We start from the raw sequence: 20,385 nt of genomic DNA on the forward strand, positions 1-20,385 counted from the left end.
CGGTGTTATCCGTTCCCATGGGTGACCACTTGCAAGCCGAATTTCAGGCAGGAAACCCCATGACCGACGCGTTCGAACTCCCCAGCACCCTGGCCCATGCCCTCCAGCGCCGCGCCGCGTTGACGCCGGATCGGGTGGCCTTGCGCTTCCTTGCCGACACTGCGGAGCAGGGCGTGGTGTTGAGTTATCGCGAATTGGACCTGCGTGCCCGGACCATTGCCGCCGCCTTGCAGGCCGAAGCGGCATTTGGCGAGCGTGCCGTGCTGCTGTTCCCCAGCGGTCCGGATTATGTCGCGGCGTTCTTTGGCTGCCTCTACGCTGGGGTGATTGCCGTACCGGCCTATCCACCGGAGTCCACCCGTCGCCATCATCAGGAGCGCCTGCTGTCGATCATTGCCGACGCCGAACCGCGCCTGTTGCTCACCAGCAGCGATCTACGTGAGCCGTTGCAAGCCATCGAATCGGCACCGCCGGTGTTGTGCGTCGACACCCTCGACCCGGCCATTGCCGGGCAATGGCAGGCGCCGACCCTGCAGGACGATGACATCGCCTTCCTGCAATACACCTCCGGTTCCACCGCATTGCCCAAGGGCGTGCAGGTCAGCCACGGCAACCTGGTGGCCAACGAATCGTTGATTCGTCACGGTTTCGGCATTGATGTGAACCCCGACGACGTCATCGTCAGTTGGCTGCCGCTGTACCACGACATGGGTCTGATCGGTGGCTTGCTGCAGCCGGTCTTCAGCGGCGTACCCTGCGTGTTGATGTCGCCGGCGTACTTCCTCGCCCGGCCGCTGCGTTGGCTCGAAGCGATCAGCGAGTACGGCGGCACCATCAGCGGCGGCCCGGACTTCGCCTATCGGCTGTGCAGCGAACGGGTCAGCGATTCAGCCCTCCAGCGTCTGGACCTGAGTGGTTGGCGCGTGGCTTATTCCGGCTCCGAGCCGATCCGCCTCGACACCCTGGAGCGTTTCGCCGACAAGTTCGCCCCGTGCGGCTTCACACCAGACAATTTCATGGCCTCCTATGGCCTGGCTGAAGCGACCCTGTTCGTCGCCGGTACGCCGCGCCGCCACGGTATACCTTTGCTACGGCTGGATGACGCGGCACTGGCGCAAAACCGCGCCGAGCCGGGGCAGGGCTGCGCGGTGATGAGTTGCGGTGTCAGCCAGCCCGGGCACGCGGTGCTAATCGTCGAGCCGACTACGTTGCAGCCATTGGCCGACAATCAAGTGGGCGAACTCTGGGCCAGCGGGCCAAGCATCGCCCATGGCTACTGGCGCAACCCCGAAGCCAGCGCCAAGACCTTTGTCCAGCATGACGGCAGCACTTGGCTGCGCACCGGCGACCTGGCGTTCCGGCGGGACGGCGAGCTGTTCGTCACCGGTCGCCTGAAGGACTTGTTGATCGTGCGCGGTCATAATCTCTATCCCCAGGACATCGAACAAACCGTCGAGCGTGAAGTAGACGTTGTGCGCAAGGGCCGGGTGGCGGCGTTCGCGGTCAACGACGGCGGTGAAGAAGGCATTGGCATCGCAGCGGAAATCAGCCGCAGCGTGCAGAAGATCCTGCCGCCCGAGGCCTTGATCAACGCCATTCGCCAGGCCGTGGCCGAAGCCTGTCAGCAGGCGCCGAGCGTAGTGGCGCTGCTCAACCCCGGCGCGTTGCCCAAGACCTCCAGCGGCAAGTTGCAGCGCTCGGCTTGCCGCACCCGGCTGGCGGATGGCAGCCTCGACAGTTATGCGCTGTTCCCGTTCGCCGAGGTTGAAGGGGCCCGTAAAGCGACCCCGTCTTCGCCGTTGCAAGCGCTGATCGGTCAGGTCTGGTGCGAGCAATTGCAGGTCCAACAGGTCCAGGCTGACGATCACTTTTTCCTGCTGGGCGGCAACTCTATCGCCGCCACCCAAGTGATCGCGCGCCTGCGGGAAGCCCTGGGCCTGGAGCTCAACCTGCGTCTGTTGTTCGAAGCCCCGACCCTGGCCGAATTTGCCGCCGCGGTGGCGAACCAACAGCAGGATGGCGGTCAGGCCCAGGGCGCGATCAGCCTCTTGCCGCGCCACGAAGCCTTGCCGCAATCCCTGGCCCAGAATCGTTTGTGGATTACCTGGCAGCTCGATCCGACGAGCCATGCCTACAACATTCCCGGCGCCTTGCACCTGCGTGGCGAGCTGGACGAAGCGGCCTTGCGCGTCAGTTTCCAGCAACTGATCCAGCGCCACGAATCCCTGCGTACGCGCTTTCTGGAACGTGAAGGTGTGGCCCTGCAACAGGTCGACCCGGCTGGCGAGTTCAAGCTGCAAGTGATCGACCTGCGCGACGTACCGGCCGACCAGCGTGAAGCCCGGGCGCGGCAGGTTCGGGAAGATGAAGCGGCCATACCGTTCGATCTGGAAAAGGGGCCATTGCTGCGGGTCAGCGTGTTGCGCCTCGATGACGACGACCAGCAGTTGCTGGTGACGCTGCACCACATCATCGCCGACGGCTGGTCGATGAACCTGCTGATCGATGAGTTTTCCCGGTTGTACGCCGCAGCCTGCCAAGGGCAGCTCGCCGTGCTGGCGCCCTTGCCGTTGCAGTACGCCGACTACGGCAGTTGGCAGCGCCAGTGGCTGGCCCAGGGGGAGGCCGGGCGTCAGTTGACGTATTGGAAACAGCAGCTGGGTGACGACCATCCAACCCTGGCGCTGAGCACGGATCATCCCCGTAGCGCGCAACACCTGCGCAGCGCCGCGCGGCATAGCTTGCGCTTGGACAAGGGGTTGGGCGATGCCTTGCGCCAAGTGGCCCAGGCCCATGAGGCCACCCCGTTCATGCTGTTGCTGGCAGCTTTCCAGGCGCTGTTGCAACGTTACACCGGCCAGTCCGACATTCGCATTGGCGTGCCCAACGCCAACCGTCCGCGCCTGGAAACCCAGGGGCTGATCGGCTTTTTCATCAACACCCAGGTGCTGCGCGGGCAGGTCGATTCGCGCCAGCCGTTCGCCGCGCTGCTGGCCCAGGCCCGGGAAGCCACGCTCGGTGCCCAGGCCCATCAGGATCTGCCGTTCGAACAACTGCTCGAAGCGTTTCCCGAGGCGCGTGAGCAAGGCCTGTTCCAGGTGATGTTCAACCACCAGCAGCGTGACCTGGGCGCCTTGCGCCGCTTGCCGGGGCTATTGGCCGAAGAGTTGCCGTGGCACAGCCACGAAGCCAAGTTCGACCTGCAACTGCACAGCGAAGAGGATCGCAACGGCCGGCTGACGCTGTCGTTCGACTATGCCGACGAGCTGTTCGAAGCAGCGACCATCGCCCGGTTGGCGACGCATTACTGCAACCTGTTGCGGGCCGTCTGTGCCGATCCGCAGCAGGCCATCGGCGATGTGCCGTTGTTGAGCGTCGATGAATACACCCAACAGCAGCAGTGGGGCGCGGCCCCGTGCGCGCCGGCCTGCCAGTGGTTGCCGGAGCTGTTGAACGAGCAGGCCCGGCGTACACCGCAGCGTACCGCGCTGCGGTGGGACGATGGTTGTCTGGATTACGCCGAACTGCACACCCAGGCCAATCGCCTGGCCCATTACCTGCGAGACAAAGGCGTCGGCCCGGACGTGTGCGTGGCGATTGCCGCCGAGCGTTCGCCGCAGTTGCTCATTGGCGTGCTGGCGATCATCAAGGCCGGCGGTGCCTACGTACCGCTGGATGCCGACTATCCGGCCGAACGCCTGGCCTACATGCTTGCCGACAGCGGCGTCGATCTGCTGCTGACGCAAACCGCGTTGCTCGAACGCTTGCCGGCCTGCGAGGGCGTCAGCGTCATCGCCATGGACGCCTTGCATTTGGAGCAATGGCCGAGCAACCCGCCGGGCCTGCACTTGCACGGCGATCACCTGGCTTACGTGATCTACACCTCCGGCTCCACCGGCCAGCCGAAAGGCGTCGGCAACACCCACGCGGCCCTGGCCGAGCGCCTGCAATGGATGCAGGTCACTTACGCCCTGGACGAATCCGATGTGCTGATGCAAAAAGCGCCGATCAGCTTCGACGTGTCGGTGTGGGAATGCTTCTGGCCGCTGATCACCGGTAGCCAATTGGTGCTGGCCGGCCCGGGTGAACACCGCGACCCGCACCGCATCGCCCAGTTGGTCCGGCAATTTGGCGTGACCACGCTGCACTTCGTACCGCCGCTGCTGAGCCTGTTTATTGACGAACCCTTGAGCGCCCACTGCACCAGCCTGCGCCGGCTATTTTCTGGCGGCGAAGCCTTGCCGGCCGAGTTGCGCAACCGGGTGCTGGCGCAGCTGCCGTCGGCGCAACTGCACAATCGCTACGGCCCGACCGAAACCGCGATCAACGTCACCCATTGGCATTGCACCGAAGCCGATGGCGAGCGTTCGCCGATTGGTCGGCCGCTGGGCAATGTGCTGTGTCGGGTACTCGACAGTGAGCTCAGTCCCGTGCCGGTGGGTGTGCCGGGTGAGTTGTGCATCGGCGGCCAGGGCCTGGCCCGGGGTTATCTCGGGCGTCCGGGCTTGAGTGCCGAGCGTTTTGTCGCCGACCCGCTGGGCGCGGCGGGCGCGCGCTTGTACCGCACTGGCGACTTGGTGCGCTGGAGCGCCAATGGGGTGATCGAATACCTCGGCCGCCTCGACCAGCAGGTCAAGCTGCGTGGCTTCCGGGTCGAGCCGCAGGAAATCGAAGCGCGCCTGCTGGCTCAGGACGGTGTCGCCCAAGTGGCGGTGCTGGTGCGCGACACCTCGGCCGGCCCGCAGTTGATTGGCTATTACACCACTGCGCAGGTCACTGAAAGCGAGGATGCCCAGAGTGTTCGGCTGAAAACCGCCCTGGCCGCCGAACTGCCGGAATACATGGTGCCCGCGCAATTGCTGCGTCTGGACGCCATGCCCCTGAGCCCGAGTGGCAAGCTCGACCGCCGCGCCTTGCCCGAACCGCAATGGCTGGTGCGCGAGCATGTCGAGCCGGTCAGTGCCCTTGAGCAGCAGATCGCGGGTATCTGGCGCGATGTGCTGGGTCTTGCGCGGGTGGGCCTGCGGGATGATTTCTTCGCGTTGGGCGGCCATTCGCTACTGGCGACCCAGATCGTTTCCCGCACCCGCCAGGCTTGCGACGTCGAGCTGCCGCTGCGCACCTTGTTCGAGGCCAGTGAGCTTGGCGCGTTTGCTGAACAGGTGCGCTTGATCCAGGCCAACGGCCAGACCAACCGCCAGCCGCCCATCGAGCCGGTCGATCGTAGCCAACCGGTGCCGCTGTCCCATTCCCAGCAACGCATGTGGTTCCTTTGGCAGATGGAGCCGGACAGCCCGGCCTACAACGTTGGCGGCATGGCGCGCTTGCGCGGGGTGCTGGATGTCGGGCGTTTCGAGGCCGCGTTGCAGGCGTTGATCCTGCGCCACGAAACCCTGCGCACCACGTTCCCGAGCGTCGATGGCGTGGCCCGCCAGCAGGTGCACAGCGAGACAGGCCTGCGCATGGACTGGAAGGATTTCTCCATGCTGGCCGCCGACATTCGCCAGCAGCGAGTGCAACAACTGGCGGACAGCGAGGCCCACCAGCCCTTTGACCTGGAAACCGGGCCGCTGCTGCGAGCCTGCCTGGTCAAGACTGCCGAGCAGGAGCACTACTTTGTGCTGACCCTGCACCACATCGTCACCGAAGGCTGGGCGATGGACATTTTCGCCCGCGAGCTGAGCGCACTGTACGAAGCCTTTATCGACGACCGCGAATCACCGCTGGCACCCTTGCCGGTGCAGTATCTGGACTACAGCGTATGGCAGCGCCAATGGCTGGAATCCGGTGAGCGTCAACGGCAACTGGACTACTGGACCGGGCAACTGGGCCGTGAACACCCATTGTTGGAATTGCCCGGCGACCGCCCGCGTCCGCCCGTGCAAAGCCATCGCGGCGAGCTGTTGCGTTTTGACCTCAGCGATGACCTGGCCGCCCGGGTCCGCGCCTTCAACGCGCAACAGGGCTTGACCCTGTTCATGACCATGACCGCCGCCCTGGCTGTTTTGCTTTATCGCTACAGTGGCCAGACCGACCTGCGCATCGGCGCGCCGGTGGCCAACCGTATTCGCCCGGAAAGCGAAGGGCTGATCGGTGCGTTCCTCAATACCCAGGTGCTGCGTTGCCAGCTCGACGGACAAATGTCGGTGGGCGAGTTGTTCGAGCAGGTGCGCCACACCGTGATCGAAGGCCAGTCCCACCAGGACTTGCCATTCGATCATCTGGTGGAAGCCCTGCAACCACCGCGCAGTGCCGCCTATAACCCGCTGTTCCAAGTGATGTGCAACGTGCAGCGCTGGGAGTTCCAGCAGAGCCGCATGCTGGCCGGCATGACCGTCGAATACCTGGTCAACGACGCCCGGGCGACCAAGTTCGACCTCAACCTGGAAGTCACCGACCTCGACCATCGCCTGGGTTGCTGCCTGACCTACAGCACCGACCTGTTCGACGAACCGCGCATCGCGCGCATGGCCGGGCACTGGCGCAATCTGTTGGAAGCCTTGCTGGTCGATCCGAGCCGACGGCTGAGCGAGCTGCCATTGCTGGACGCTGGCGAACAGCAACAACTGCTCGATAGCCTCGGTGTCGAACCCGGTGAACATCGCCTGGATCAATGCATTCATGAACTGTTCGACACACAGGTCCAGGCTCGACCCGACGCGCCGGCCCTGACGTTTGCCGGGCAGACCCTGACTTATGCACAACTGAACAGCCGCGCCAATCGCCTGGCCTGGATGTTGCGCGAGCGGGGTGTCGGGCCGCAGGTGCGGGTCGGCCTGGCCCTGGAGCGTTCGCTGGAAATGGTCATCGGCCTGCTGGCGATCCTCAAGGCCGGCGGTGCCTACGTGCCGCTGGACCCGGAATATCCGTTGGACCGCCTGAGCTACATGATCGAGGACAGCGGCGTAGGCTTGCTGCTCAGCGACCGGGCGATGCTCCAGGCCCTCGGTGCGTTGCCTGAAGGTGTGGGTTGCTGGTGCCTGGAAGACGATTCGGCGGCCCTGGCGCAATATCCGGATCACCCACTGCCGTTGATCAACCTGCCGCAGCACCAGGCGTACCTGATCTACACCTCCGGCTCCACCGGCAAGCCCAAGGGCGTGGTGGTGTCCCACGGTGAAATCGCCATGCATTGCCAGGCGGTGATCGAGCGCTTTGGCATGCGAGCGGACGATTGCGAGCTGCATTTCTATTCCATCAACTTTGACGCCGCCACCGAGCGCCTGCTGGTGCCGCTGCTCAGCGGCGCCCAAGTGGTGCTGCGGGCCCAGGGACAGTGGGATGCCGAGGAAATCTGCGGGCTGATTCGCCAGCATGGCGTCAACATCCTGGGTTTCACCCCCAGCTATGGCAGCCAATTGGCGCAATGGTTGGCGACCCAAGGCCAAACCCTGCCAGTGCGCATGTGCATCACCGGCGGTGAAGCCCTGACCGGCGAGCACTTGCAACGCATTCGCGCTGGGTTCAGCCCGAGCCTGTTTTTCAACGCCTATGGTCCGACTGAAACCGTGGTCATGCCGTTGGCGAGCCTGGCCCCGGAGCAGTTGGAGACGGGCGCGGCCAGTGTGCCGATTGGCAGTGTGATTGGCGCCCGGGTCGCCTACATCCTCGATGCTGACCTGGCGCTGGTGCCGCAAGGTGCCACGGGTGAGTTGTACGTCGGTGGCGCGGGATTGGCCCAGGGTTATCACCAACGCCCGGGCATGACCGCCGAGCGTTTCGTCGCCGACCCGTTCGCCGTCGCTGGCGGACGGCTCTATCGCACTGGCGACCTGGTGCGCCAGCGTGCCGACGGTTTGGTGGAGTACCTGGGACGCATCGACCATCAGGTAAAAATCCGCGGTTTCCGCATCGAACTGGGAGAGATCGAAACCCGCCTGCTGGAGCACGATGGGGTGCGCGAGGCCGTGGTATTGGCCCTCGACATGCCGGGGGGCAAGCAACTGGCTGGTTACCTGCTGACCGACATCGCCGAACAGGACGCCGACCGACAAGCGGCCCTGCGCGAAGCACTGAAAAACCACCTCAAGGCCCAACTGCCGGACTACATGGTGCCCACGCACCTGATCCTGCTGGCGAGCATGCCGCTGACCGCCAACGGCAAGCTCGATCGCCGCGCCTTGCCGATGCCCGATCCCGGACTCAATCGCCAACACTACGTGGCGCCGAGCAATGCCTTGGAACAGACCCTGGCGACGATCTGGTGCGAGGTGCTGAACGTGGGGCAAGTGGGCCTTAACGACAACTTCTTCGAGCTGGGCGGCGATTCGATCCTGTCCATCCAGGTGGTCAGCCGCGCCCGGCAGCAGGGCATCCATTTCACCCCCCGCGACCTGTTCCAGCATCAGACCGTGCAGACCCTGGCCGCTGTTGCCAGCCACAGCCAGCAGGTGAGTGCCGAGCAGGGGCTGTTGGACGGTGAGGCCGCGCTGACGCCGATCCAGCACTGGTTCTTCGACAGCCAGATGCCCAACCGGCATCACTGGAACCAGGCATTGCTGCTGGAGCCGGCCGTCACCCTCGACCCTCATCTTCTGGAGCAGGCACTGCGCACGGTCTTCCAGCAGCACGATGCCTTGCGCCTGGGCTTCGACGAGCGCGCCGGCCACTGGTGCGCCGAGCACCAACCATTGTCCGAAGCGGCGCTGTTGCAGACAGTATCCGTGGCGAGTGAGCAGGCCAGTGAAAGCGTGTTCGCCGAGACGCAGCGCAGTCTGAATCTGTCAACCGGCCCGCTGCTGCGCGCGGTACTGGCGCAGATGCCCGATGGTCGGCAACGGCTGCTGATCGCCATCCATCACCTGGTGGTCGACGGTGTGTCGTGGCGGGTGTTGATGGACGATTTGCAGACCGTCTACCGCCAGATCGCCGCGGGGCAAGCTGCCCGACTGCCGGCCAAGACCAGCCCGTTGCGGGACTGGGCCGCGCGCTTGCAGGCTTACGCCGGCAGCGAATCCCTGCGCGAGGAGCTGGGTTGGTGGCAGGCTCAGTTGAAAGGCCCGCAGGTGACGCTGCCTTGCGCGCGTCCTGACGGCGGGCTTCAGGAGCGTCACGCTGAAACGGTCAGCGTGCGCCTGGACGCTGAGCGCACCCGGCAGTTGTTGCAACAAGCGCCAAGTGCCTATCGCACTCAGGTCAACGACCTGCTGCTCACGGCGTTGGCCCGGGTGCTGTGCCGCTGCAGCGGCCAGGAGTCGGCCCTGGTCCAGCTTGAAGGCCACGGCCGCGAGGCGCTGTTCGAGGACATCGACCTGACCCGCACCGTGGGCTGGTTCACCAGCGTCTACCCGCTGCGCCTGAACCCGGTGGGTGACGACTTCAGCGCGTCGATCAAGGCGATCAAGGAGCAACTGCGCGCGGTGCCCCACAAGGGCCTGGGCTATGGCGTGCTGCGCTACCTGGCTGATTCGGCCATTGGTGAGGCGCTGGCCGGTCTGCCGTCAGCGGCGATCACGTTCAACTACCTGGGCCAGCTCGACCAGACCCTGGGGCAGGATGCGCTGTTCCAGCCGCTGGATGCGCCGTTGGGCGCAATCCATGATCCCGACGCGCCGCTCCCCAATGAGCTGAGCGTCGACAGCCAGGTCAGCGGTGGCGAGCTGGTGCTGCGCTGGACCTTCAGTGCCGAGCGCCATGACCGACAAGCCATTGCCACGTTGGCCGAAGCCTACCTCGATGAGCTGCAACGCCTGATCGAACACTGCCTGACGGAGGAGGCGGGTGGGCTGACGCCTTCGGACTTCCCCCTGGCGAAACTGACCCAGGGCCAGCTCGACAGCCTGCCAGTGCCGGCCGGGCAGATCGAAGACGTCTATCCGCTGACGCCGATGCAGGAAGGCATGCTCCTGCACACGCTGCTGGAGCCGGGCACCGGCCTGTACTACATGCAGGATCGCTACCGCATCAACAGTGAGCTCGATCCGCAGCGTTTCGCCCAGGCCTGGCAAGCGGTCATCGCCCGTCACGAAGCCTTGCGCGCCTCGTTCTGCTGGAACGTCGGTGAAGACATGCTGCAAATCATCCACAAGCCCGGTAGCACACCGGTGGATTATCTCGACTGGTCGCAAGTACCCGAAGACGCGCAGGAAGCCAAACTCCAGGCGCTGCTCAAAAACGAGCGCGAGGCCGGTTTCGATCTGCTGAACCAGGCGCCGTTTCACCTGCGGCTGATCCAGGTTGGCGCGGGGCGCTACTGGTTCATGATGAGCAACCACCACATCCTGATCGATGCCTGGTGCCGTTCGTTGCTGATGGATGACTTCTTCGAGCTCTACACCGCCCTGGGCGAAAACCGCGAAGCGCAACTGGCCGTGCCGCCGCGTTATCGCGACTACATCGGCTGGTTACAGCGCCAGAGCCTGGCCGAAGCCCGGCAGTGGTGGCAGCGCAACCTGCAAGGCTTTGCGCGGACCACGCCGATTCCCAGCGACCGGCCGTTCCTGCGCGAGCACGCCGGTGACAGCGGCGGCATGATCGTCGGCGACTGCTACACCCGCCTCGATGCCCAAGACGGTGCGCGGTTGCGGGAGCTGGCCCAGGCCCATCAACTGACGGTCAACACCTTCGCCCAGGCGGCGTGGGCCCTGCTACTACGGCGAGTCAGCGGTGAGCGCGACGTGCTGTTCGGCGTCACCGTCGCCGGGCGTCCGGTGGAGTTGCCGCAGATGCAGCGCACGGTGGGGCTGTTCATCAACAGCATCGCCTTGCGGGTGCAGATGCCCGAGGACCACCAGCCATGCAGCGTGCGCCAGTGGCTCAGCGCCTTGCTCGACAGCAACATGCAACTGCGCGAGTACGAATACCTGCCGCTGGTGAGCATCCAGGAGGTCAGCGAACTGCCCAAGGGCCAGCCGTTGTTCGACAGCTTGTTCGTGTTCGAGAACGCGCCGGTGGAAGTCTCGGTGCTGGACCGCGCCCAAAGCCTCAATGCCACTTCGGACTCGGGCCGCACCCACACCAACTTCCCGTTGACGGCGGTCTGCTATCCAGGGGATGACCTGGGGCTGCACCTTTCGTATGACCAGCGTTACTTCGATGAGTCCACCGTCCAAGGCTTGCTCGGCGAGTTCAAGCGCTTGCTGCTGGCGCTGATGGAAGGTTTCCACGGTGATATGGCCGAGCTGCCGCTGATTGGCGCCGAAGAGCAGGCTTTCCTGATCGACGGCTGCAACCAGAGTGAGCACGTCTATCCGCTGGAGCAGAGTTACGTAGAGCTGTTCGAGGCCCGGGTGGCGGCCCATCCGCACCGCATCGCCGTCAGTTGCCTGGACACGAGCTACAGCTATGCCGAGTTGAATGCCCGCAGCAACCGCCTCGGCCACGCCTTGATCGCTTCCGGCGTCGGGCTCGATCAGCCGGTGGCGCTGCTGGCCGAACGAGATGCGGACCTGCTGGGCATGATCATCGGCAGCTTCAAGGCCGGTGCCGGTTACCTGCCACTGGATCCGGGCCTGCCGAGCCAGCGCCTGAGCCGCATCATCGAACTGAGCCGCACGCCGCTGCTGGTTTGTTCCCAGGCCTGTCAGGCCCAGGCGCTGGCGCTGCTGGAGGAGTTCGCCTGTGCCGGGCGGCCGAAGTTGCTGGTGTGGGAAGCCATCCAGGCCAGCGCTGTGTCGCAGGAAAACCCCGGCGTCTACAGCGGGCCGGACAACCTGGCCTACGTGATCTACACCTCCGGCTCCACCGGGCTGCCCAAAGGCGTGATGGTGGAGCAGCGCGGCATGCTCAACAACCAGCTCAGCAAAGTGCCGTACCTGGCGCTGAGCGAGGCGGATGTGATCGCCCAGACCGCGTCTCAGAGTTTCGATATTTCCGTGTGGCAGTTCCTCGCCGCGCCGTTGTTCGGCGCCCGGGTCGACATAGTGCCCAATGCCATCGCCCACGACCCGCAAGGGTTGCTGGAGCATGTACAGCGCCAGGGCATCAGCGTGCTGGAAAGCGTACCGTCGCTGATCCAGGGCATGCTCGCCCAGGAGCGTATCGGCCTGGATGGCCTGCGCTGGATGCTGCCCACCGGCGAAGCAATGCCGCCGGAGCTGGCCCATCAATGGCTGTTGCGTTACCCGGACATCGGCCTGGTGAACGCCTACGGTCCGGCGGAGTGCTCGGATGACGTGGCGTTCTTCCGGGTCGACCTGGCCTCGACCCGTGGTACGTATCTGCCGATTGGCACACCCACCGACAACAACCGTTTGTACCTGCTCGACGGCGCGCTGGACCTGGTGCCGTTGGGTGCGGTGGGTGAGTTGTGCGTGGCGGGCACCGGGGTTGGGCGCGGTTATGTCAGCGATCCGTTGCGCACCGCACCGGTGTTCGTGCCCAATCCTTTCGGCGCGCCGGGGGAGCGTTTGTACCGTACCGGCGACCTGGCACGGCGGCGCAGCGACGGGGTCTTGGAGTACGTCGGGCGCATCGACCATCAGGTGAAGATTCGTGGCTACCGCATCGAATTGGGAGAGATCGAAGCGCGACTGCATGAACAACCCGAGGTGCGCGATGGAGCGGTGGGTGTGCAGGAGGGCGTCAACGGCAAACATCTGGTGGGTTACCTGGTGGCCGCCGACACGGCGCTGAACCCGAGCGAACGCCTGGAGCGCATCAAGCAGCGCCTGCGCAGTGAATTGCCGGAATACATGGTGCCGCTGCACTGGTTGTGGCTCGATCGCCTGCCCCTCAACGCCAACGGCAAACTCGACCGCAAAGCCTTGCCGGCCCTGGAGATCGGCCAGTTGCAAAGCCACGACTACCAGGCGCCTGCCAACGAACTGGAGCAGACCCTGGCGGACATCTGGGCCCAGGTGCTGAAAGTCGAGCGAGTGGGGGTGCGGGACAACTTCTTTGAACTGGGTGGTCATTCCCTGCTGGCGACGCAAATCGCCTCGCGGGTGCAAAAAGCCCTGCAACGCAACGTGCCGCTGCGGGCGATGTTCGAATGCAGCACGGTGCAGGAACTGGCCGACTACATCGATGGCTTGGCGGCCAGTGAGATCACTGAGGAGAAGGTGGATCGGTTGAATGATTTGATGGCGGAATTGGAAGGATTGTAGTTTTGCGGCGTCTATAAGGGGCCTCATCGCGAGCAGGCTCGCTCCCACAAGGGATTTGTGATCACCGCGAACCCAGTGTGGGAGCGAGCTTGCTCGCGATGGCGTCATGACTAACACCGCAAAGCCCTAGGTTGACGCCTCACCCTGTACGGCTCAGTCTTCCCAAGGCTTTCCCTCACTCAAAACAAGGAGGTCATCAATGCCCTTTTCAATTATTGACGGACAACCGCTTCATTACCTGGACCAAGGCCAGGGCCCGGTGGTGTTGCTGGGCAGCAGCTATCTGTGGGACCACACCATGTGGGCGCCGCAGATCGAGGTGTTGTCCCGGCATTATCGGGTCATTGCCCTGGATCTATGGGGTCACGGCCAGTCCGGGCAGTTGCCTGAGGGCACGGCTTCCCTGGACGACCTGGCCCGCCAGGCATTGACGTTGATGGACCGCCTGGACATCGACTGCTTCAATCTGGTCGGGCTCTCGGTCGGCGGGATGTGGGGCACGCGCCTGGCGCTGGCTGCGCCGAATCGGATCAAGTCCCTGGTGCTGATGGACACCTACGTGGGCGTCGAGCCGGAGCCGACCCGCCAGTATTATTTCTCGCTATTCGACAAGATCCAAGCCAGCGGCAGCGTTCCCGAACCGTTGCTAGACATCATCGTGCCGATCTTCTTCCGGCCGGGCATCGATCCGCAGTCGGCGCTCTACCAGCAGTTCCGCGCCACGCTGGCCGCGCTGCCGGCCGACCGCCTGCGCAACAGCATCGTGCCCCTGGGGCGGATCATTTTCGGTCGGGACGACATCCTGCCACGCCTGCATGAACTGGATGCCAAGCGCACAACGGTGATGTTCGGCGACCAGGACAAACCGCGCCCACCGTCCGAGTCGCTGGAAATGGCCGAGCTGATCGGTTGCCCCCATATACTGATCCCGGAGGCGGGGCATATCTCCAACCTGGAGAACCCGGAGTTCGTGAATCGGACATTGCTGGGGTTATTGCGCAGCTGATCCACCGTCATCGCGAGCAAGCTCGCTCCCACATTGGGTCTGCGTCGATCACAAGTACCCTGTGGGAGCGAGCTTGCTCGCGATGAGTCCCATCCTTGATGGGCTCACTTCGGCCCGAGAATCTTCACCAGTTTGTCTGGCGATGGCGCGCCTTGTTGCTGTTGCAGTTCGCCTTTGTCATCCAGATAGAAAATCGCCGGGGTGGCGGACAGTTCCAGCTCGTCCATCAACTGTTGGTTGGCGTCGAGTTTGGCCTGGATGGCCGCCGGGATGTCCTTGAGGGGCTTGAGCACGCTGCCCTTGCCGGCCTTTTCATGCTCCGCCAGGGCTTTTTCCGGGTCCTTGGCGGCCAGTAAGGCGGCGGATTTACCAGGGCTGTCTTCGCGGATGATGCCGACCATGATGTGGCGTAACTGCACCTTGCCGGCCTTGACCCATGGCCGCGCCTGTTCCCAGAACATGTTGCAGTACGGGCAGTTCGGGTCACTGAACAGGTACACCGTGCGCGGTGCGTCCTGGTTGCCGTCGGCGATCCAGTTGCTCGTCTGCATCTTTGCCCAGACTTCCTTGGCCATCGGCGCATAGACCAGTTTTTGCAGCGGCTCCACGCTCAGGTCCTTGCCGTCGGCATCGTACAGGTTGCCCAGCAGGACGTGCTGGCCATCCGGCGTCAGGTACAGCGCCATGCCGCGGTTCTGGTATTGCGCCGCGTAACCGCGAAGGCCGTCCGGTGCCTCGAAGGTGCCGACGATTTTCGCGCCCTTGGCTTCGATCTTCTTGATGGCCGCAGGCAGTTCTTCGGCCTGTAGCAGCGGGGCCTGCGACAGCGTGGCGGCGACGGCCAGGGTCAGCAGGTGGCGGAGGCGGGGCATGGCGGTTTCCTTGTGGCGGGGTGGGGCGCCGTGGTCGAGCCCGGCGTTTCAAAGTTTTCCAGGGCGCGGGCCAGGCTCGCTTCCGACAGTTCGCCCAGGTGGCTGCCCAGCAGGCGGCCATCGGCGCTATAGAACAGGGTCGTCGGCAGGGCCATGGAGCCGACGGCCTGGCCGAGACGACCACTGCCATCGAACAACACGTTGTCCAGGCTCAGGCCCTGGGTGGCGAGGTAGGTGCTGACGCTTTGCATGCTTTCGGCCTGGTTGACGAACAGGAAGGTCAGGTCCGGGCGCTGTTGTTGGGCTTCTTCGAGCACCGGCATTTCCCGTCGGCAGGGCGGGCACCAGGTGGCCCAGAGGTTTATCACCAGAGGGCCGCCCTGATAATCGGTGAGTTTCACGGTTGTGCCGTCGGCGGTGCGCAAGTTGATGTCCGGCAGCCGAGTGCCTTGCTCATAAATCGTCAACGACATTGTCGCCAGCAGCCAGAACAGCAAGCCGCTGCCAACCCCGAAGCCCAGTGGCTTACGCAAAGCCGGTCGGCGCCGGGCCCAGAGCAGTGCGCCGATCACCAGCGCCACGACACCCGGCCAGGCCAGGAAACCTCCGTCGCGCAGGTCGACAATCTGCCACGGGTCATCCTGGTAATGCTGCCAGTAGGCGGCGACAAAGCCGACCCGTGCCGCCAGCAGGCCGAGTAAAAACAGTACGAACAGCACCGATTCGGGGTTCTCGCCACCGCCCTTGGCCACTCGCCAGCCCACGAACGTTGCCAACGCCAGGGCGCTGATCAGCAACAGATGATTGAGGGCGATGGCAAAGGTGCCGAGGGTGAACGTCAGCATCAGCGCGCGTCCCGGGTGATATTCCAGCGCTCCAGGAACACCTTGGCACTGACTTCCCCGGTGATCCGCTGGCTGCGCCGCTCGGTACCGTCCGCGCCGACCCACAGCAGGCTTGGGGGCCCCGGTACCTGGTAACGGCTCAGCAGTTCGCGGCTGGCGGCGTTGTCGGCGGTTACATCGAGGCGCACCAGACGTACGTCTTTCAAGGCGTCGAGCACCTCGGCGCGGCCGAATACCTGTTTTTCCATGATCTTGCAGGACACACACCAGTCGGCGTAGTAGTCCAGCAGCACCCATTGGCCCTGGGCCTTGGCGGCGTCCAATTCCCGTTGCAGCGCGGCGGGCTCGCTGACTGTGACGAAGGCCTCGTGGGCACTCACGGGCGCGCTGCCCTCGGTACCGGCGTACACCTTCAGGGGCTGGAAGAAATCATCGCCACCGCCAGCGGCGCCGATCACCAGCAGGCTGCCCCACAGGCCAAACAGCAACGACGCGCTGCCGCAGACATAGGCGATGCGGCCGAAGCCTTCGGTCTGGCGCCAGGCGCTGTAGGCGGCAATCAACAACAGCACGCCCCACAGGCCGACCCACAACGAACCGTCGATGACCGGACGGATCATCAGCAACGCGGTGCCCAGGAACAGGAAGCCGAACACGCCTTTGAGCAGGGTCATCCAGGCACCGGGCTTGGGCAGAAAGCGATTACCCACAGTCACCAGCAGCAACAGTGGCAGGCCCATGCCGATGCCCATGGTGAACAGGATCAGCCCGCCATGCAGCGCATTGCCGCTCTGGGCGATGTACAGCAGCGCGCCGGCCAGCGGGGCGGTCATGCACGGGCCGACCAACAGGCCGGACAGGGCCCCGAGAACGCCAGCACCCAGCAGGCTGCCACCGCGCTGTTGGCGTCCGGCGTTTTCCAGGCGATCGCGCAGGGCGGCGGGCAATTGCAATTCGAAGAAACCGAACATGGGCAACGCCAGCACCACGAATACGGCTGCGAAGGTGCCCAGCAGCCATGGTTGCTGCAACAAGGCTTGCAGGTTGGCCCCCAACAGCGCGGCGAGCACGCCCATGGCGGCGTACACCAAGGCCATGCTGATTACGTAGCTGCCGGCCAATGCCAGGCCGCGCCGCGGCCCGGCACCGCTGCCCACCACCAGCCCGCCCAGGATCGGCAGCATGGGCAGCGAACACGGCGTGAATGCCAGCAACAGGCCCAGGCCGAAGAACACCAGCAGGCTCCAGGCCAGTGCCCGTTGTTGCAGGCCGCTGGCCAGGGCCTGGTCCGGCGCCTCGCTGCTATTGGCGGTTGTGGCTGTTGCGGGTGCGTTGCCGCCCAGGTCGACCACCTGGGTCTGGGGGGATAACACAGGCCGGCGTCGGCACAGCCTTGGAAGCCGACCTTGATCTTGCCGCTGGCCCCGGCCGGAATCTTCAGCTCCAATGCCTGGCGATAGACTTGCTGATCGCCGAAAAACTCGTCGCTGTGGGCTTCACCCGCTGGCAACTGCGGTTTTTGCGCCTCGGCAAGGCCTTCGAACCTGAGCCGTTTCTGATACAGGTAATAGCCATCGGCGATCTGCCAGAACAGCTGCGTCTCACCGGAGTCCAGGCGTTCGGAGGTAAACACGAACGCTTTTTCCACCGGCAGGAAATCGGGTTTGGTCTCGAAGGGATTGGCGGCCTGGGCCAGGCCCGACATCAGAAGCAGCCACAGCAAAAGCAATCGACGCATGGATAAAGCCTTAGAACGGAGCAAGTGGAAAACACAATGGCGACTGGCGATTAACGGTCGATTAACCCAGCGACGATCGGCAGGCCGCAATGATCGCCCATGTTCGCCGTACTCGTCGCATAATGTCGGCTTAATCGGCCAGCGGCCTAATGTACCTTTTTCCACGGGGCTTACCATGCACGTACTGGTCTGCGAAGACGATGAGTTGATCGCCAGCGGGATCGTCGCCGGGCTCACGGCCCAGGGCCTGACCGTCGAACACGTTGCCACGGCATCGGCGGCGCGGGCGATGGTCGGCGTGGCTGAGTTCGACGTGATGGTGCTGGACCTGGGGTTGCCCGACGAGGACGGCCTCAAGTTGCTCAAGCAACTGCGCCAGCAAGGCCTGGAGATACCGGTGCTGATTCTTACCGCCCGGGATTCGGTGACCGACCGGGTCGACGGCCTGCAGGCCGGCGCCGATGATTATCTGCTCAAACCTTTCGACCTGCGCGAACTCGCGGCGCGCCTGCACACGCTGCTGCGGCGTGTAGCAGGGCGCAGCGTCAATCTGATCGAGCATGGCCGGTTGACCTACGACCCCAGCAGTCGCGAAACCACCTTGGGCGGCCAACCGGTGGATCTGTCCCGTCGGGAACAGTCACTGCTGCAAGCACTGCTGCACAACCGTGGCCGAGTGCTGTCCAGCGAGCAACTGAAGGACAGCGTCTACGGGTTCAACGACGAGCTGGAAAGCAACGCCCTCAACGTCCATATCCACCACCTGCGACGCAAGCTCGGCAACGGGATTGTCGAAACGGTGCGCGGGCTGGGTTATCGCCTGGGGCCGGCCGATGGCGGGGAATCTTCCAAGTGATGAGCCTGCGACTGCGCCTGAGCCTGACCCTCGGCGCGGCCTTCGCCCTGATCTGGGCCCTGGCCGCGGCATGGATGCTCAGCGACCTGCGCAACCAGATGATGTTTTCCCTTGACCAGCGCCTGGTGGCTTCGGCGCGGATGGTCGCCGGCCTGCTGGAACAGCTGCCGCCATTGTCCAGCAAGGGCGAGGGCACGCATTTGAGCGCTGAGCAATTGAGCATTCCCGGCGGCATGGCCTGCCAGGTCAGCTCCCTGCGCGGCGAGATCCTGGCCCGTAGCCACGGGACCCCGGAGCAAACCCTGGAAGCCGAGAAGATGGGCTTTCATGACCAGATGATCGACGGCGCGCCCTGGCGCAGCTTCACCCTGGCCCGGGGCGATCTGCGCATCACCACCGCCGACCGCCAGATCGAACGCGAAGCCCTGAACATGTCGATACTGCTGGCGGCCTCGGTGCCGGTGGGCGTGGCGCTGCTCGGTTGCCTGTGCTTGTTGTGGCTGGGCATCGGTCAGGGCCTGGCGCCGCTCAATCGTATGCGCGATGCGTTGATGCGGCGCAATGCCGACTCTTTGGAACCCTTGCAGATTCACCCGCTGCCCAGTGAGCTGCGGCCCTTGCTGGAAACCCAGAACCAGCTGTTCCAGCGCATCGGCAAGACCATTGAGCGCGAGCGCCGGCTGACCGGCGATGCCGCTCACGAGTTGCGCAGCCCGCTGACGGCGATCAAGACTCACCTGCAAGTGGCGCGCATGACCGAAGGCGCCGCCCGCGACCAGTCCCTGGCCCGGGCCGAGGAGGGCGCCGACCGCCTGCACCGCACGCTCGAACAATTGTTGCTGCTGGCCCGGGTCGAAGGCAGCCTGTCGTTCGACGATGGCGTGCAGTGCAACGCCGAGCAGGTCGCCCGGCTGGCGATCCAGGACGCTGCCAGCAGCGATTCCTGGCGAATCAAGCTACATGTAGCCCCAGGGCTGTCCGACGCACCGGTGCAGATGCCAGCGGTGCTTTCCATCGCCGCCTTGCGCAATCTGTTGGACAACGCCCTGCGGCATACCCCGGCGGATACCGATGTGGAATTGAGCCTGGAGATGATCGGCCAGCGCGTGCGTTTCCAGGTCCGTGACCACGGCCCTGGCATCGCTGCCGACGATATCCAGCACCTGACCCAACGCTTCTGGCGCAACGGCCAGAGCACCGGCTGCGGGCTGGGGTTGGCAATCGTCCAGGCCATCGTCCAGCGTTGCGGCTGCGGCCTGCATTTCGACAGCCGTCCGGACGGGTTGCGGGTCGAGTTGACGATGCCGGTGCAGGTAATGCCCGGCTAGATGGATGCATTGTGGCGAGGGGATTTGTCCCCTCACCAAAGGTTCAGGCAAATCCTGAGGGCAGTGCACTTGCGTACATCTGCTGTAACGACCTGCCATTGGCGCGCCCACCTGATCCGGGTCTATGTTTTTTTCAGCTCGACTCAAGGACTGAGGAAAACCGCGCCATGGATACCTTCATTGAAATCAGCACAGCCACGCCCAGCGACGCCGGCATCATCAGCCGCATCGCCGAGCGCTCGATCCGGGTGGGGTGTGCCGCTGAACACCGTAACGACCCGCACATCGTGGCCGCCTGGACCCGCAACAGTGCCCTTTCCCGGATTCAACCGTGGTTGGCCGACCCAAGCCTGCGCCTGACCCTGGCGCGCTTGCAGGGGCGGCCGGTGGGCACGGCCATGGCCTCGGCCGATGGCCGGATCGCGTTCTGCTACGTGCAGCCGGAATGGTTTCGCCGCGGTGCCGGGCAGGCGCTGGTGCGCGACATCGAGGCTTGGCTGCATGAGCGCGGGGTGGTCCAGGTGCGCCTCAACAGCACGCGCACCAGCCATGCGTTCTATCGGCACCTGGGCTTCGAGCAAAGTGTCGAGGCCTTTGCCATTGGCGGCGTCACGGCCATCGCGATGCACAAGTCACTGGTCCAGCCCGTCAGGGAATGTTCGGCCCGAGAGTAAATCCTTGCCGCGTTGATGCG

At 64.6% G+C, this 20,385-nt stretch carries 7 protein-coding genes and 1 pseudogene; 5 read left to right on the forward strand and 3 right to left on the reverse strand.

Annotated features, from left to right (window positions below):
* Nucleotides 1-59: 59 nt before the first annotated feature.
* Together J9870_RS09000 and J9870_RS09005 are read left to right on the forward strand one after the other, a co-directional pair.
* Nucleotides 60-13,046 carry a non-ribosomal peptide synthetase gene (locus J9870_RS09000; protein ID WP_210643582.1) on the forward strand — a complete coding sequence of 4,329 codons (12,987 nt, stop codon included), beginning with the start codon at nt 60-62 and terminating at the stop codon, nt 13,044-13,046.
* Between the two features lie 199 nt (nt 13,047-13,245).
* On the forward strand, nt 13,246-14,052 hold the full coding sequence (locus tag J9870_RS09005) for an alpha/beta fold hydrolase (protein WP_210643583.1): 807 nt from the start codon (nt 13,246-13,248) through the stop codon (nt 14,050-14,052).
* Nucleotides 14,053-14,156: 104 nt separating this feature from the next.
* Here J9870_RS09005 and dsbG read toward each other — a convergent pair whose 3' ends face one another.
* From dsbG to dsbD, 3 genes and pseudogenes are all read right to left on the reverse strand, one after another.
* The gene (gene dsbG / locus J9870_RS09010; protein ID WP_210643584.1) at nt 14,157-14,924 is read right to left on the reverse strand and encodes a thiol:disulfide interchange protein DsbG; all 768 of its coding nucleotides are present in this window, start codon (nt 14,922-14,924) and stop codon (nt 14,157-14,159) included.
* The gene (locus tag J9870_RS09015) at nt 14,900-15,769 is read right to left on the reverse strand and encodes a TlpA disulfide reductase family protein (RefSeq protein ID WP_210643585.1); all 870 of its coding nucleotides are present in this window, start codon (nt 15,767-15,769) and stop codon (nt 14,900-14,902) included. Before J9870_RS09015 ends, dsbG begins: the two co-directional genes overlap by 25 nt.
* Nucleotides 15,769-17,507: pseudogene (gene dsbD / locus J9870_RS09020) on the reverse strand (protein-disulfide reductase DsbD). Before dsbD ends, J9870_RS09015 begins: the two are co-directional and overlap by 1 nt.
* 175 nt (nt 17,508-17,682) lie before the next feature.
* On the opposite strand from dsbD, the gene J9870_RS09025 reads away from it, so the two are divergent.
* From J9870_RS09025 to J9870_RS09035, 3 genes are all read left to right on the forward strand, one after another.
* On the forward strand, nt 17,683-18,363 hold the full coding sequence (locus J9870_RS09025) for a response regulator (RefSeq protein WP_210643586.1): 681 nt from the start codon (nt 17,683-17,685) through the stop codon (nt 18,361-18,363).
* Nucleotides 18,360-19,691 carry an ATP-binding protein gene (locus J9870_RS09030; protein WP_210643587.1) on the forward strand — a complete coding sequence of 444 codons (1,332 nt, stop codon included), beginning with the start codon at nt 18,360-18,362 and terminating at the stop codon, nt 19,689-19,691. The genes J9870_RS09025 and J9870_RS09030 overlap by 4 nt, the downstream gene beginning before the upstream one ends.
* Nucleotides 19,692-19,858: 167 nt before the next feature.
* Nucleotides 19,859-20,365 carry a GNAT family N-acetyltransferase gene (locus tag J9870_RS09035; protein ID WP_210643588.1) on the forward strand — a complete coding sequence of 169 codons (507 nt, stop codon included), beginning with the start codon at nt 19,859-19,861 and terminating at the stop codon, nt 20,363-20,365.
* The last annotated feature ends 20 nt before the right edge of the window (nt 20,366-20,385 follow it).

This window comes from Pseudomonas sp. Tri1 (assembly GCF_017968885.1).
Classification (GTDB): Bacteria; Pseudomonadota; Gammaproteobacteria; order Pseudomonadales; family Pseudomonadaceae; genus Aquipseudomonas.